This window comes from bacterium (assembly GCA_021372615.1).
GTDB lineage: Bacteria > Armatimonadota > Zipacnadia > Zipacnadales > UBA11051 > JAJFUB01.
The window spans coordinates 90630-105561 of record JAJFUB010000092.1 but is presented as its reverse complement, the minus strand read 5'-3'; the positions used below and the strand labels follow the sequence as shown (position 1 = coordinate 105561).

At 67.6% G+C, this 14932-nt stretch carries 12 protein-coding genes; 11 read left to right on the top strand and 1 reads right to left on the bottom strand.

Going from position 1 to position 14932, the window contains the following annotated elements:
- Window positions 1-9: 9 nt before the first annotated feature.
- The 7 genes from sat to LLH23_14170 all read left to right on the top strand — a co-directional run bounded on the left by sat (window position 10) and on the right by LLH23_14170 (window position 8242).
- Complete coding sequence (gene sat, locus LLH23_14200; protein ID MCE5239623.1) at window positions 10-1170, top strand: sulfate adenylyltransferase; 1161 nt, start codon at window positions 10-12, stop codon at window positions 1168-1170.
- Window positions 1171-1357: 187 nt separating this feature from the next.
- The gene (locus tag LLH23_14195; GenBank protein MCE5239622.1) at window positions 1358-2785 is read left to right on the top strand and encodes an alkaline phosphatase family protein; all 1428 of its coding nucleotides are present in this window, start codon (window positions 1358-1360) and stop codon (window positions 2783-2785) included.
- A 158-nt stretch (window positions 2786-2943) separates the two neighbouring features.
- A complete protein-coding gene (gene cysC / locus LLH23_14190; protein ID MCE5239621.1) occupies window positions 2944-3471 on the top strand; it encodes an adenylyl-sulfate kinase in 528 nt (175 codons plus the stop codon).
- A 108-nt stretch (window positions 3472-3579) separates the two neighbouring features.
- On the top strand, window positions 3580-4803 hold the full coding sequence (locus LLH23_14185) for a mannitol-1-phosphate 5-dehydrogenase (protein ID MCE5239620.1): 1224 nt from the start codon (window positions 3580-3582) through the stop codon (window positions 4801-4803).
- The gene (locus LLH23_14180; GenBank protein ID MCE5239619.1) at window positions 4796-5836 is read left to right on the top strand and encodes a glycoside hydrolase; all 1041 of its coding nucleotides are present in this window, start codon (window positions 4796-4798) and stop codon (window positions 5834-5836) included. Before LLH23_14185 ends, LLH23_14180 begins: the two co-directional genes overlap by 8 nt.
- A 41-nt stretch (window positions 5837-5877) precedes the next feature.
- Window positions 5878-6858, top strand: coding sequence for a Gfo/Idh/MocA family oxidoreductase (locus tag LLH23_14175; GenBank protein ID MCE5239618.1), 981 nt, complete (start codon window positions 5878-5880; stop codon window positions 6856-6858).
- Window positions 6859-6958: 100 nt separating this feature from the next.
- Complete coding sequence (locus tag LLH23_14170) at window positions 6959-8242, top strand: hypothetical protein (protein MCE5239617.1); 1284 nt, start codon at window positions 6959-6961, stop codon at window positions 8240-8242.
- Window positions 8243-8258: 16 nt separating this feature from the next.
- On the opposite strand, the gene LLH23_14165 is transcribed toward LLH23_14170, so the two are convergent.
- Window positions 8259-8507 (bottom strand): hypothetical protein, encoded by a 249-nt coding sequence (locus LLH23_14165; GenBank protein ID MCE5239616.1) that lies wholly within the window; start codon window positions 8505-8507, stop codon window positions 8259-8261.
- A 263-nt stretch (window positions 8508-8770) separates the two neighbouring features.
- Here LLH23_14165 and uvrA point away from each other — a divergent pair, with 263 nt between their 5' ends.
- The 4 genes from uvrA to LLH23_14145 all read left to right on the top strand — a co-directional run bounded on the left by uvrA (window position 8771) and on the right by LLH23_14145 (window position 14922).
- The gene (gene uvrA / locus LLH23_14160; protein ID MCE5239615.1) at window positions 8771-11587 is read left to right on the top strand and encodes an excinuclease ABC subunit UvrA; all 2817 of its coding nucleotides are present in this window, start codon (window positions 8771-8773) and stop codon (window positions 11585-11587) included.
- Window positions 11588-11676: 89 nt separating this feature from the next.
- The gene (locus tag LLH23_14155) at window positions 11677-12585 is read left to right on the top strand and encodes a glycosyltransferase (GenBank protein ID MCE5239614.1); all 909 of its coding nucleotides are present in this window, start codon (window positions 11677-11679) and stop codon (window positions 12583-12585) included.
- Window positions 12586-12652: 67 nt separating this feature from the next.
- Window positions 12653-13795 carry a glycosyltransferase family 4 protein gene (locus LLH23_14150; GenBank protein MCE5239613.1) on the top strand — a complete coding sequence of 381 codons (1143 nt, stop codon included), beginning with the start codon at window positions 12653-12655 and terminating at the stop codon, window positions 13793-13795.
- A complete protein-coding gene (locus LLH23_14145) occupies window positions 13792-14922 on the top strand; it encodes a glycosyltransferase family 4 protein (protein ID MCE5239612.1) in 1131 nt (376 codons plus the stop codon). Before LLH23_14150 ends, LLH23_14145 begins: the two co-directional genes overlap by 4 nt.
- The last annotated feature ends 10 nt before the right edge of the window (window positions 14923-14932 follow it).

The following is a 14932-nucleotide window of genomic DNA, read 5'->3' as shown; positions in this document are numbered from 1 at the left end:
GCAGTTCTGATGATCGAGCCCCATGGCGGCAAGCTGGTCAACCGAGTTCTGGAGGGCGAGGCGCTGGCAGATGCGCAGGCTCGCGCGGCCTCGCTGCCGAAGTTGGTTGTGAGCTACGACACCGCGCGCGATGCCCAGAACATCGCCCGTGGCGTCTTTTCCCCCTGTGAAGGGTTCATTGGCAAGGACGATCTAGACAGCATCCTCGACGGCTTCCGTCTGAGCAACGGCGTGCCGTGGACGATTCCCATCATGCTTGACGTCTCGGCCGCCGACCGCGTCCCCGTGGGCGATGTGGCGCTCGTTCAGGACGGGCACGACGAGCCCCTGGCGATCTACCACGTGACCGAAGTGTACCCGTGGGACAAGGAGAAGACGGCGCAGGTCGTGTTCGGCACCACCGAGACCGAGCACCCGGGCGTGCGCGGGCTGTTCGAGCGCGGCGACTACCTCGTCGGCGGGACGCTCGACCTGCTCGACAACGACCGGGGGCCCTATGCGGCATGGAACCTCTTTCCTGCCGAGACTCGTCAGGTCTTTGGTGACAAGGGGTGGCGGACGACCGTGGCCTTCCAGACCCGGAACGTGCCCCACGTCGGCCATGAGGACCTGCAGAAGACGGTGCTGGGGCTGTGCGACGGGCTGCTGATCCAGCCGCTCATCGGCAAGAAGAAGCCGGGCGACTTCAGGGATGAGGTCATCCTCGAAGCGTACAAGGCGCTCATTCACGAGTACTTCTCGCCCGACCACGTCTTCCTGAACATCCTGCCGACCGAGATGCGCTACGGTGGCCCCAAGGAAGCCATCCTGCATGCCATCATGCGCAAGAACTACGGCTGCACGCACATCGTCATCGGGCGTGACCACGCCGGCGTGTCGCGCAAGGACAAGACCCCGTACTACGGCGAGGAAGAGGCCATCGAGTTTTTCGCGAGCTTCGACGACCTGGGCATCCAGCCGATCATGATCCGCGGGGACTTCTGGTGGTGCAAGAAGTGCGGTCGGGTCGCGAGCAACCGCAACTGTCCGCACGGCGAGGATCTGCAGATACAGTTCTCGGGCACCATCATCCGCAAGGGCATTCTCGACGGCGCTCCGGTGCCCGAGGAAGTCATGCGGCCGGAAGTGCTGGAGGTCATCCGGCGGTTCGAGCAGCCCTTCGTGGAGTAGCCTGCAGCGGGATCCGGGCTCGCGGTTCCGGGGTCCGTGAACGGCAGCGGCGTGACGGCCGATCCAGTTGGGGGAGCGCGATGCTGGACTTCAGGGAATTGGACGTCTGGAGGGTGGGGATGGAACCCGCCGAGGCTGGTCTCCCGGTGTCACCAACTGCTGAATGGGTTGATAAGAGCTCTGAGTAATGACTAACGAAGCTGCCCCACACGGACCCCGGACCCCGGACCCCGGTTCCCGCCGTGTCATGGTCATCGGCTGGGACTGCGCCTCACCGGAGCATGTGCTCCGCCAGTGGCGCGACCAGTTGCCCAACATCAGCCGCCTGATGGCGACCGGCCTGTCCGGGCCACTGCGCAGCACCGACCCGCCCATCACGGTGCCTGCGTGGACCGCGATGATGTCCTCGCGTAACCCCGGCGTGCTGGGCTTCTACGGCTTCCGCAACCGCAGGACAGGCACCTATGACGGCAAGTGGATCGCCACGGCCGGGGCCGTCAAGGTCCCGCGCGCCTGGGAGATCGCCTCGGCGGCCGGCAAGCGCGTGTGTGTCCTCGGTGTGCCGCAGACGTACCCCATCAAGCCCGTCAACGGTGTCTGCGTCTCCTGCTTCCTGACCCCGAGCACCGACAGCGCCTTCGTCTACCCACCCGAGCTGAAGGAGCAGGTACAGCGGGTGGCGGACGGCTACATGATTGACATAGACAACTTCCGCACCGAAGACAAGCAGTGGCTGCTGAATGAGATCTACCGCATGACCGACAAGCAGTTCGCGGTGGCCCGGCACTTCCTGCAGCAGGAGCGGTGGGACTTCTTCATGCAGGTGACGATGGGCCCCGACCGCCTCGGCCACGGGTTCTGGAAGTACTGCGACCCCGCCCATCCGAAGTACGAGGCCGGCAACTGCTTCGAGACCGCCATGCTCGATTACTACAAGCACCTGGATGCCCAGTTGGGCGAGTTAGTGGCCCTCGGCGGGGATGACGTGACCGTGCTGGTGGTGTCCGACCATGGCGGGAAGGCCATGCGGGGCTCGCTCAATCTCAACGAGTGGCTGATGAACGAGGGCTACCTGGTGCTCAAGGAGCCGGTGAACGGGGTCACTCGCTTCACCGAAGACTTGGTGGACTGGTCGCGGACGAAGGCCTGGGGCTGGGGCGGGTACTATGCGCGCGTGTTCATGAACGTGCAGGGGCGCGAGCCCCAGGGGACCATCGCGCCGGAGGACTACGAGCGCGAGCGCGAGGTCCTGGCCCGCAGGCTGGAGGCCATCCCCGACGACCAGGGGCGGACCATGGCGACCCGGGCGCTACGCCCCGAAGAGCTGTACCCGTGCGGCGACATGGCGGACGCGCCGGACCTGTTCGTCTACTTCGACGATCTGCACTGGCGCTCGAGCCAGGACATCGGCCACGGGACGCTGTGGAGCTTCGACACCGAGATCGGGCCGGATGACTCGGTCCATGACTACTATGGCATGTTCGTGATGAGCCCGGCGCCGGGGCGCGAGGGCCAGGAAGCCGCTGATCTGGACCTCCTGGATGTCGGCCCGACGGTGCTCAAGCTCATGGGCCTGCCAGTGCCGCCGAAGATGGAAGGGACGGCGATCCTGTAGCGGCGGGAACGGAGAGGCGGAAACGGTACAGCGGCAACGGTGAGGCGGCAACATCGCCGCTGGCGCCGTGAGTACTGCCGTCGTTGCCGCCGTTCGGTTCCCGCCCCACCGTTCCCGCCGTTCTGCTCCCGTCGTTCCACCGAAGAAGGAGACACACCATGGAGAAGACAGGCGCCGTTATCTGGTTCACCGGTCTGGCCGGGTCGGGCAAGTCCACCATCGCCAGCGTAGTCGCGGCGATGCTGGCCGAGCGTGGCCTGCCCGTAGAGAACCTGGACGCCGATGAGGTGCGCCAGAACCTGTCGCCGAACCTCGGCTTCAGCCTGGAAGCGCGCGACGAGAACACCAAGCGTCTGGCGTGGATGGGCAAGATGCTGTCCAAGCACGGCGTGAATGTCGTCATTGCCGCGGTGGCGACGCTGCGCCGGTTCCGCGACCGCGCGCGGGAGATGTGCCCGCACTTCGTCGAGGTGTACGTCAGGTGCCCGTTGGAGGTCTGCCAGGAGCGCGACGCCAAGGGCCTGTATGCCCGCCGGGCGCGCGGGGAGATCAACGACGTGGACGGCATTGACATCCCCTACGAGGAAGCGCTGAACCCCGAAGTGGTCATTGACACCAGCACCACCGACGTGGAAGCCTGCGCGCAGGCCGTGGTGGCGAAGCTGGCGGAGTTGGGGTACATCTAGGCGCCGGGGCAGGAATGGGGGGCGAGGTTGTCCAAAAGACGGGGACAGGCCCGGCGGTCGGCAATGCCGAACGCGGTGGCAGTCCCCGTTTTGCCTGTGAGGTACGGCATGGAAACGTTTGTGCAGATCGGCGCCGGGAACATCGGGCGCTCGTTCATCGGCCAGCTCTTCTCCCGGGCCGGCTTTGAGGTCATCTTCCTCGATGTGGTCGAGGACGTCATCGCCGCCCTGAACCGGGAGCGGCGCTACCGCGTCGAGATCAAGGACCGTGTGCCCGAGACCATCTGGGTCGAGCACGTGCGGGGTGTCAACAGCAGGGACGTGGCCGCGGCAGCGCGGGCGCTGGCGGATTGCCGCTGCTGCGGCACGGCCGTGGGGCCCAAGGCCCTGCCCTTCGTCATCCCGACCCTGGCTGAGGGGCTGCGGCTCCGCCACGCCGAGGGGAAGCCCCCGCTGGATGTCATCATCTGTGAGAACATGCGCGAGGCTGCGGCCGCGGTGCGCGCGGGGCTCGTGCAGCATCTTCCGCCCGGCTTCCCGCTGGACGACGTGGTGGGCCTGGTCGAGACCAGCATCGGCAAGATGGTGCCGATCATGAGCGCCGAGGATCGCGCCGCCGACCCGCTGCTCGTGTTCGCCGAGGCCTACAACACGCTCATCTGCGATGCGGCCGCCTTCAAGAACCCCGTGCCCGACGTGCGCGGTCTGGACCCCAAGCAGAACATGAAGGCCTATGTGGACCGCAAGTCCTTCATCCATAACTTCGGCCATGCCCTGTGCGCGTATCTGGGCTATCTCCAGGACCCGAGCCTGACGACCACCTGGCAGGCGGTCGAGCATCCGGTGGTGGGGCCAGCGGTGCGGGCAGGGATGTGGGAGTCCGGCCGCGCGCTCATGGAGGTGTACCCGGAGGAGTTCAACGAGCAGAACCAGGGCGCGCACATCGAGGACCTGATCTCACGCTTTGCCAATAGGGCGCTGGGCGACACGCTGCACCGCGTCGGGCGGGACCTGCAGCGGAAGCTGTCGCGCGAGGATCGCGTGATCGGGCCGCTGCTGATGGACCTGCGTGAGGGCGTCGAGCCGGAATACACGGCATTGTGCGCCGCGGCCGGGATGCACTTCCGGGCCCCGGACGAGCAGGGCGAGCTGTTCCCGGCGGACCGGGAGTTCCTCGACACGATGGCCCCGCGCGGTGTGGAATGGGTGCTGAGCCACGTGTGTGGACTGGACGCAGCGGAGCCGCTGGACGCGCAGGCGAGGGCGCTCATCACCGCGGCGGAAAAGCGCATCCGACAGGCGCAGGCTGACGGGAGGGCCGTGCTTGACTAACGTCACCATCCGGACCATCTGCGAGCCGCCGGTGCCGAACCAGTTGGTGTGCGACACGACACTGCGGGAGTTGCCGGACGGCTCGTGGGCCATGGTCATGCTGGGCGGGGGGCCTACCGAACCGCACCCCGACAACCGCGTCTTCCTGACCCGCAGCCTCGACCGGGGCGAGACCTGGGCGGAGTTCGAGCGGCTCGACTTCGGCCTGGGTGAGGCAGCCCAGACTGTCTCGCACCTGATGGTCGTGGACGGACGCTGCACGCTGTTCGTGCAGAGCCACAACGGCGGCTTCGGGCAGTGGCGGTCGTGGATGATCCGCAGTGACGACCTGTGCCACACATGGGCGGAGCCGGAGCCGATGCCCGGCTTCCTGGCTGAACGCACCTTCATCCGGCCGCATATCGCGGTAGGCGAGGGGCGTATCCTGCTGCCCTGGCAGCACTACCTGCGGTGGGACGTGCAGTCCACGGACCTGCGGGATGGTCGTTTCTTCCACGTCGTGCGCGATTCGCGCAATGGCGTGCTCGTCAGCGACGACGGCGGGAGAACTTGGGCTCTCCACGGCGGCGTCCGCCTCAGCGACGATCCCGAGTACCACGCCTGGGCTGAGCCGACCATCGTCGGGCTGAGCGACGGCCGCATCGCGATGCTGATCCGCGCCGACGGGAAGGGCTGCCTGTACCGGGCCGACTCAGTGGACGGCGGGGTCACATGGCCGGAGTTTGCGGCTCCGACGGACATCCCGAACCCCGGCTCGAAGGCGACGCTCCTGGCCTTCCCGGACCACCGGATCGCGCTGCTGCACAATCCCAGCGTGCAGGGCCGACGCCCGCTGGCACTGTGGATCAGCGATGACGACATGGCGAGCTGGGGCCATCAGCAGGTGCTGGTGCCCGAGTCGCTGGATGGGCCGGTACCGGGGCCGGGGCTGTCGTATCCCGACGGCTTCGTCAGCGGCGATGGCCGCAGGTTGCACTTCGTGTTCGACGACAACCGCCACCGGGCGGTCTATGTCGGTGTAGACGTGCCATAGGAGCACCTGTCACTCATCGCGCACAAGGGAGATGTGAGGCAATGTCTGATACGCTGAAGATCGGGCTCATCGGCTGTGGCGGTCTCGGGCGGGCTCAGGCCAAGATCGCGGCCTCGGAGCCGGGCGTGGAGTTGGCCGCCGTGTCTGATGTGAACCTGCAGAGCGCCCAGGAAGTGGCCGCCGAGCATCACGTCCCCGTGGCCGTGGATGACCACCGGAAGCTGCTGGAGCTGGGCCTGGACGGCGTGCTCGTCGTGACACCCACCTTCACCCACAAGGACATCTGTCTCGACGCCGCGCGCGCCGGGGTGAACATCTTCTGCGAAAAGCCCATGGCGACGTCCGTCGCGGACTGCCAGGAGATGATCGAGGCGGCGCAGGCGACCAAGGTGCAGCTCATGATCGGCTTTGTGATGCGCTTCTACCCGGCCTATGTCGAGATGAAGCGTCGCATAGACGCCGGGGACATCGGGGATGTCCGCCTGACCTGGACCGTGCGCATGGGCGGGCGCCCGCCGGCCGGGATCGGCGAATGGCGCCGTGAAGCCAGCAAGGTGGGCGGGCTGTATTCCGCCGCGATCCACCAGATGGACCTGCTGCTGTGGATGGGCGGTCCGGTGGAGATGGTGGAGGGGCTGTGCAACTGGGGCACCTTCTCCGACACCGATACCGAAGACAGCATCATTATCTCGTGGCGTCACACGAATGGCGCCATCGGCTCGCTGCACAGCAGCCAGTTGTACCCGGTCGGCGGCAGCGCCTACGGCGTAGGCGGCACTCGGGGCGCCCTGAAGATCGAGGGCAACACGCTCTTCTTCGCCGACCACACGGGCCACAGCGAGACCGTCGAGGTGCCCGTCGGCGAGCCCGCCCTGACGCTGGAGTTGCGGCACTTCTTCGACTGCGTGCGCAGCGGGGAGCCCAATCGCATCCCCGGTGAAGCCGGTCGCGACGCGCAGGCGGTCTTCGAGGCGGCGTACCGGTCGTCGGACCGGAACGCCCCGGTGGTCCTGCCGCTGTAGGTGCGGAGCGGTCCCGCGCCGGACAGGTCGGCGTCATGCTCTGTATCACGGTATGGAATGAAGGTGCTTGCCGGTGGGGAATGTCTGGCGGTTCTGTGTGATGGCAGTCGTGACAGTGGCGGTCGGGGCCGCCCCCTCGGCGGGGGTGGCCGGGGAGGCGCGCGGGGTGTGGATGAGCGCGTCGCAGACGGCGAAGACCGGTGAGACGGCCGAACAGACCGCTGAGCGGCTGGCGAACTGTGGGTTCACCATGGTGCTGCCGCGCTACGAGGCGAATAGCGAGGCCCTGCGCAACCTGATCGCCGCCTGCCATCGGCACCACCTGCAGGTCCATGTGTGGCTGTTCCGCCCGCCGGTCGAGACGAAGGAGGCCTGGCGCTGTCTCTCCTACGCCGAGGCGAAGCAGGAGATGGTGCCGGGCCAGGCGTGCCTGTGTGAGGAGGAGTACCTGGCCGCCTGCGAGGAGAAGGTCCGGCAGATCGTCCGCGAGTATGACGTGGACGGCATCCACTTTGACGAGGTGGGCTTCTCGCGGCCCTGGCAGAGCCTGTGCGACCGGTGCCGGCGCCAGTTCGTGGCCGACACCGGCCTCGCCGCGGCCGACTGGCCCAATGACGTCTTCCGCCTCAGCAAGATCACGCGCGACAACATGCTGAACACCGCCGCCTGGGGAGGGCCGAACGTGCAGGGCTTCATCCAGTGGCGCTGCAAGCGGCTGGCGCTGTATCTGCGCCGCTTGTGTGACGCCGCGCGCTCGGTGCGGCCCATGCCGGTGTCGTATGCCGTGATGCCCGAGCTGAGCGCGGATGAGGCCTTCTACGGCGAGGACCTGGCGGAGTTGGGCAAGGTGTTTGACTTCATGGTGCCGATGAGCTACTACACCGAGTACGCTGGCATGAGCAAGGGGCGGCCGGAGTGGACCGGCGAGACCTGCCGGGCGCTGGCCGAATGGATCCACCGCGGCAACCCGAAGTGCCAGGTGTATGGGGGCATCTCGGCCTACGGAGCTGACGGCGGTTGGCGCGAGCCGATCCGCGACCTGTACCAGAAGCTGGTGGCTGCAGGCACCATCACCGCCGACGAGCAGCGCGAGCACATGAAGTACCTTTCGTGCCGGCAGGGCCTCGAGAGCGTGGAGTGGCTGCACACGGCGGGGAAGATCACCCCGGAGGAGTACGAGCGGGTGAAGGGCATCGTGGAAGCTCGCACGCCGACCTCCGAGGAGATGGTGCGGGCCGTCCAGTCGGTGCGCCAGGCCGGGCTACCGGGGTTCGTGTTCTTCCGCTATGAGTGCATGTTCGAGGACCGCGGGCAGGGCGTGATTGGCCAGGATCTGTGGCCGCGCCTGCAGGCGACCTTCGCCGAGGCCCCGGCGGCTCCGTAGACGGGTACGTGGGGGGCTAGAAGGACGTTAGGCCGAGGCTTCCGGTGTTGACAATGTTGCTCCGGGCCTCGACGGTGCCGTCGCTCCACGCCCGGTAGACCACCCAGTTGGTGCCATCAGCCGTGCAGGTTGCCGCGACCCCTACGCATGTCCGGCCGGGCTGCGCCTGGGCCGGCGCCGCGCCGTACACGCCGAGCATCACCACGAGATTGGCGGCCAGCAGCACCACCGCCGCGATCAGAAGCCCCTGCGCTGACATCTTCATGTCTCACGACCTCCCCGAGAGTTCGGCCATCTGCGGTAGTATATGTCCTGAAATACTATTGTCAATAGTATGTTCGCTCTGCTCCATACCCCAGCTCTAGCAGGTCGCCGTTGGAGCGCGGCTCTCCAGAGCCGCAGCCGTTGCGGCCCACGATGCGGCTCTGGAGAGCCGTGCTCCGACGGCAATCGTGCCCTCCGCATTGCCACCACCTGCGCCGCCCTGCTATAATGGTGTGCCCATTTGGCAAGGCGGTTGTTGTCTTCATGTCTGACGATCTAATCCGCATCTACGGCGCACGGGAGCACAACCTGTGCGACCTGAGCCTCGAGTTGCCCCGCGACAAGCTCGTGGTGTTCTGTGGCGTCAGCGGCTCGGGGAAGTCGTCGCTGGCCTTCGACACGATCTACGCCGAGGGGCAGCGCCGCTACGTCGAGTCGCTGTCGGCCCATGCCCGGCAGTTCCTCGGCACGATGACGCGCCCCGCCGTGGACCACATCGAGGGCCTGTCCCCGGCCATCGCGATTGACCAGAAGAGCGCCAGCGGCAACCCCCGCTCGACGGTTGCGACCATCACCGAGATCTATGACTACCTGCGCGTGCTGTTCGCCCGGGCGGGGGAGCCGCACTGCTACCGGTGCGGCCGGCCCATCACGGCCTCGACGCCGCAGATGATCGTGGACCAGATTGCGGCGCTGGGCGAGGGGACCCGCGTACTCATCATGGCCCCGGCGCAGCGCGAGCCGGGGGAGACGTGGGTGCAGGCGCTGCGCGAGATTCGCCGGGGGGGCTTCGCCCGCATCCTCCTGGACGGCGAGATCATCCCGCTGGACCAGCCCATAGACCTGGGGGACGACGACCACCGGCTGGATGTCATCGTGGACCGGCTGACGATCCACGAGCGCAGCCTGGCCCGCCTGGCCGACTCGGTCGAGACCGCTCTGGCCTTCAGCAATGGCACCGTGTTGGCGTCCATTGTAGACGGCGAAGAGCTGCGCTTCTCCACTAGTTACGCCTGCCACGAGTGCGGGACCCCCGTGGGCGACCTCACGCCTCAGCTCTTCTCCTTCAACAGCCCGCAGGGCATGTGCCCCGGCTGTGACGGCCTGGGCTTCATCCGCGACATTGACCCGAACCTGTTCGTGGCCGACCCGACCCGCTCGGTCCTCGGTGGGGCCCTGCAGCCATTCGGGGACGTCAAGAGCGGCCATCTGCTGCAGACGCTTACCGACCTGGCACGGCACTACGACTTCGACCTGAACGCCCCCTGGCGGGAGCTGCCGCGGCAGGTGCGCGAGGTCATCCTGTACGGGTCCGAGGGCGAGGACATCACCTTCACGTACGAGACCGTCAAGGGGCGCAAGATCACGTACAAGAAGCCCTTCCACGGCTTGGTGACCTCCAGCAAGCGGCGGTATGAGAACAGCGAGTCCAATGGCGAGCGGCAGTACCTGGAGCGCTACGTGGCCGAGCTGCCGTGCCCGGAGTGCCACGGCGCACGACTGCGGCCCGAGGCGCTGGCCGTGACCTTCGCCGGACGCAACATCGCCGAACTGGCGCATCTCGACGTCATCGAGGCGCTCCGGTTCTTCGACGACGTCACGCTTTCGCCACGCCAGGGCATTATCGCCCGGGAAGTGCTCAAGGAGATCACGGCGCGGCTGCAGTTCATGCGCGATGTGGGTGTCGGCTACCTGGGGCTCGACCGGGCGGCGCCGACCCTGTCGGGCGGAGAGGCCCAGCGCATCCGCCTCGCGACACAGATCGGCTCGGGCCTGGCGGGGGTCATGTATATCCTGGACGAGCCCAGCATCGGGCTGCATCCGCGCGACCAGGAGAAGCTGCTGCAGACGCTCTTCCGCCTGCGGGACCTGGGCAACACGCTCATTGTCGTGGAGCATGACGAGACGACGATCCGGCGCGCGGACCATGTCGTCGAGTTCGGCCCCGGCGCCGGTGTACGTGGGGGGCATGTGACCTATGCCGGCGATGTCGCCGGGATGCTGACGGCCCCGGACTGCCTGACCGGCAAGTACCTCAGCGGCACGCGCCGCATTCCTGTGCCGCAGTACCGGCGCAAGCCCAACGGGAATTACCTGCGCCTCAAGGGCGCGCACGAGCACAATCTGCAGCACCTCGATGTCGTGATCCCGCTGGGGCTGCTCGTGTGCGTAACCGGGGTGTCGGGTAGCGGCAAGAGCACGCTGGTCCACGATGTCATCTACCGCGCGCTGCGGCGCCGCCTGCACCGGAGCCAGGATCCGCCGGCCAAGTGTGAGGGGATCAGCGGGCTGGAGCACCTGGACAAGATCATCAACATTGACCAGGGGCCCATTGGTCGGACACCGCGCTCGAACCCGGCCACCTATGCGCATGTCTTCGGTCCCCTGCGCGACCTGTTCGCCGCCACGCCCGAGGCCCAGGTGCGGGGCTACAAGTCCGGGCGCTTCAGCTTCAACGTGCGCGGCGGGCGCTGCGAGCTGTGCCAGGGCGACGGCACCACCCGGGTCGAGATGCACTTCCTGCCCCCGGTCTACGTGCCGTGCGAGCAGTGCGGCGGCAGCCGCTACAACCGCGAGACGCTCCAAGTGCGCTACAAGGGCAAGAACATCGCCGAAGTGCTCGACATGACCGTGGCCGAGGCCCTCGAGCACTTCGAGAGCGTGCCGCAGATCGCCCGCATCCTGCGGATGCTCAACGACGTGGGCCTGGACTACGTGCGGCTCGGCCAGTCGGGCACGACGCTGTCAGGTGGAGAAGCCCAGCGCCTCAAGCTCGCCCGCGAGTTGGCCAAGATCGGCACGGGCAACACGCTCTATGTGCTCGATGAGCCTACGACCGGGCTGCACTTCGCCGATGTGGAGCGGCTGCTGCAGGTGCTGGAGCGCCTGGTGGACGCCGGCAACACCGTCGTGGTCATCGAGCACAACCTCGATGTCATCAAGGCGGCCGACCACGTGATTGACCTGGGGCCCGAAGGTGGGGCAGAGGGGGGCCTGATCATCGCCCAGGGCTCTCCGGAGCAGGTGGCGAAGATCGAGGCGTCGCATACGGGGAGATACCTGCGGGACGTGCTTGGGTAACCGGCGTGCAACTGTGGGAGCGGTCACCGACCGCGACCGGAGTGCGCGCAAGTCGCGGTCGGTGACCGCTCCCACAGCCGACACACATCATGACCGATCTCACCGTTACTGCCATCATTCCCAGCTACGGTCGCCCGGACAGCCTCGCGCGGTGCCTGGACGGTTTGCTCCACGGTGAGCGCCTGCCGGATGAGGTCGTCGTGGTCGTCCGTGAGACCGATGCAGCCACGCGTGAGGCCGCAGAGGCCTATCCGACAGTCCGGATCGCGACGGTGACTGAGCCGGGACAGATCGCGGCCATGAACGCCGGGCTGGCGGTGGCGACGGGGGAGATCGTCTGCTTCCCGGACGATGACTGCGTGCCACGGACGGATTGGCTGCGGCGACTGATGGCGCACTATGACGACCCGCAGGTGGGCGGCGTGGGCGGGCGGGATGTCGTGGGCGGGCCGGAGGGCCCGGAGCCGCCGCTCGTGGGTCGCGTGGGCGTCGTCACCTGGTATGGGCGGATCATCGGCAGCCACCACTGCCGCACCACGCCCGAGCCACGCCCCGTGGACCACCTCAAGGGGGTCAACATGTCCTTTCGCCGGGTGCTCCTCCCTGCGTTCGACGGGCGCATTCGTGGACCGCACCTGAACGATACCGACATCTCGCTCGGGGTGCGCCGCCGGGGCTACCGGCTGATCTTCGACCCCGATGCGAAGGTGGACCACTATCCGGCAGTCCGTCCGGATACGCCCGGCGGCCGGGACCTGCTGGACCCGCAGCTTGCCTACCTCGATGCCCATGACAGGATGTACGTGCTGCTGAAGCACACGTCGGCGCTGCGCAAGCCGCTGGTGGTGGCGTATCAGTTACTGCTGGGCACGAGGGTGCAGCCGGGGGTGCTCACGGCGTTGGCGGTGGGGCGCTGGCGGGTCGTGGGGGCGTGTGTGGCGGGAGGGCTGGCGGGGATCGGGACGGCACTGCGGGCGGGATGCCCGCGGTCCCAGTAACGGCTCGCCGGCTGGAAGCCGGCGGTCCTACGGCAACGGCATGCGGCTTCGGAGAGCCACGCCCCACATGAAGATCGCCATCATCATCGAGGATGTCAATCGCGTGGCCGGTCAGGAGCGGGTCGTGGCCGAACTGCTCCATCGCCTGTCGCCGCGCCATGAGATCCACCTGTTCTGCTACGAGGCGAGTGACATCCCCGAGGGGACCATTGTCCACCGACTCCGCCAGCCGCGCGTGCGGTCATTCATGGTGCGAGCCCTGTGGATCGTGCTGGCCTCCTGGTTCGTGGTGAGAGTCCGCCGGTATGATGCCGTGCTGTCGCAGGGCGGCAATGCGCTGAACCAGACTCACACACTGGTGCACAACTGCCTGGCCCGGCGATGGGAGCTGACGCGGCAGGTCTACTGGAAGCTCCGCCGGCCGTCGTTGGTCGAGCGGCTGGTTCGCACGTTCTGGTACACGACAGTGGTGCGGCTCGAGCGGCGGGCCGTGCGGCGATGCCGCCAGGGGCGGACACTGGCCGTGTCGCATGAGCTGGCTGACCTACTCAGCCACTACCACGGCGTCCCGCGCGAGGAGATCACGGTGTGCGAGAACGGCGTGGACCACGAGGTGTTCTTCCCCGATCCAGCCGACCCCGCCCGTCCGCGCCTGCGGGCCGAGATGGGGCTGGCCGAGGACGACGTGCTGGCGATCTTCCTGGGCGGATTGTGGCTGGAGAAGGGGGCGACGTACTCCCTGGAGGCCCTGGCGCGGACAGACGCCAGGCTGCACCTGTGCCTGGCCGGGCGCGACGATCCTGAGCCCTTCCGCAAGCTGGCCGAACAGCTCGGGGTGGCGCAGCGGCTGCACTTCCTGCCGGGCACGGACCGGCCCTGGGAGTACTTCCGCGCGGCCGACCTGCTGCTGTTCCCGGGCCACGCCGAGGGCTTCGGGCTGGTGGCCGCGGAGGCGGCGGCATGCGGGCTGCCGGTGCTGATGACCCCCGTGGGCGTGGGGGAGCGGCTCGTTCAGGACGGTGTGTCGGGGTACCTGATATCGCAGGAATCCGATGAGATAGCCGGGCGTCTGAACACACTGGTGTGCAGACCTGAACAGCGGCGCCGCATGGGCGAGGGAGCCTACGCGGCGTCGCTGCAGTTCTCCTGGGACCGTCAGGCGACGGAGGTCGAGCAGGCGCTCGCGACGCCTGTGGTGCGGAACTCATGAGACCCCTGAACCTGACTGTCATCAGCCACTCCTGCGTGCTACCGGCCAACCAGAGGGTCTGGGCGAAGGTGATTGCCCTGGACCCGGGGATCAGCCTGCGGCTGATTGCGCCGCTGCGGTGGAAGTCGTCGCTGCACGGGCCGCTGCAGTTCGCGCCGCTGCCTGCGCTGGCCGGCCAGGCGACCGGCATCCGCGTGTACTGGTCCGGCAACCTGCACCTGCACACCTACAGCGACCTGGGGCCGGCGCTGACGCAGGAAGTGCCGGACATTCTCTTCCTCGATGAGGACCCACACAGCCTGGTGGGCTGGCAGATCCTGGGCATCCAGGCCATCATGAGCTTCCAGACGATCATCACGCTCAAGCAGAACGTGCCCAAGCGCTACCCGTTCCCCTTCTCGCTGATCGAGCGCGCCCTGTTCCGCTCGACCTCGGCTGCCGCGGCTACCTCGGAGGAGTGCCTGGCTGTGGCCCGGCAGAAGAAGTACCACCAGCCGGGCATGGTCGTCCATTACCCGATAGACACCCGGACCTTCCGCCCGGCCGAGCCCGAGCCATCGGGTGCTGACCGGCCCTTCCGCATCGGATACGCGGGGCGTCTGGTGCCCGAGAAGGGCGTCGCCGATCTGATCCGTGCGGTGGGGCAGGCGCAGGCGCGCCATCCGGTCGAGTTGCACATTACCGGCACTGGGCCGGAGGAGAGGCACCTGCGGGCCCTGGCGGCCGAGCAGCCGGGGCTGGCCGATCGCGTCCACTGGACGCAGACGCCGCATGACAAGATGGCCCCATGGTACCAGTCCCTCGATGCTCTCGTCCTGCCTTCGCACACGACTCCACGTTGGAAGGAGCAGTTCGGGCGCGCGCTGGGCGAGGCGATGGCCTGCGGGAAGCCGGTCATCGGCTCGGACTCGGGGTTCATCCGGGAGATGATTGAGAGCACGGCGGGGGGGCTGCTGTTCCCGGAGGGCGATGTGGGGGCCCTGGCGCGGGCCATTGGGCGGCTGGCCGATGATGCCAACCTGTGCCGGGAACTGGGGGAACGCGGGCGGCAACGGGTGCTCGAGCTCTACTCGGTGGACGCGGTCGCGGGCAAGCTCATCGAGCTGATCCGCAGCGTGCCGGTGTGACGGACCCCGC

What these genes read in the sequence shown, in the direction of transcription:
- sat (MCE5239623.1), top strand. Translation starts at nt 10, where the DNA reads ATGATCGAGCCCCATGGCGGCAAGCTGGTCAACCGAGTTCTGGAGGGC.
- LLH23_14195 (MCE5239622.1), top strand. Translation starts at nt 1,358, where the DNA reads ATGACTAACGAAGCTGCCCCACACGGACCCCGGACCCCGGACCCCGGT.
- cysC (MCE5239621.1), top strand. Translation starts at nt 2,944, where the DNA reads ATGGAGAAGACAGGCGCCGTTATCTGGTTCACCGGTCTGGCCGGGTCG.
- LLH23_14185 (MCE5239620.1), top strand. Translation starts at nt 3,580, where the DNA reads ATGGAAACGTTTGTGCAGATCGGCGCCGGGAACATCGGGCGCTCGTTC.
- LLH23_14175 (MCE5239618.1), top strand. Translation starts at nt 5,878, where the DNA reads ATGTCTGATACGCTGAAGATCGGGCTCATCGGCTGTGGCGGTCTCGGG.
- LLH23_14170 (MCE5239617.1), top strand. Translation starts at nt 6,959, where the DNA reads ATGGCAGTCGTGACAGTGGCGGTCGGGGCCGCCCCCTCGGCGGGGGTG.
- LLH23_14165 (MCE5239616.1), bottom strand. Translation starts at nt 8,507, where the DNA reads ATGAAGATGTCAGCGCAGGGGCTTCTGATCGCGGCGGTGGTGCTGCTG.
- uvrA (MCE5239615.1), top strand. Translation starts at nt 8,771, where the DNA reads ATGTCTGACGATCTAATCCGCATCTACGGCGCACGGGAGCACAACCTG.
- LLH23_14155 (MCE5239614.1), top strand. Translation starts at nt 11,677, where the DNA reads ATGACCGATCTCACCGTTACTGCCATCATTCCCAGCTACGGTCGCCCG.
- LLH23_14150 (MCE5239613.1), top strand. Translation starts at nt 12,653, where the DNA reads ATGAAGATCGCCATCATCATCGAGGATGTCAATCGCGTGGCCGGTCAG.
- LLH23_14145 (MCE5239612.1), top strand. Translation starts at nt 13,792, where the DNA reads ATGAGACCCCTGAACCTGACTGTCATCAGCCACTCCTGCGTGCTACCG.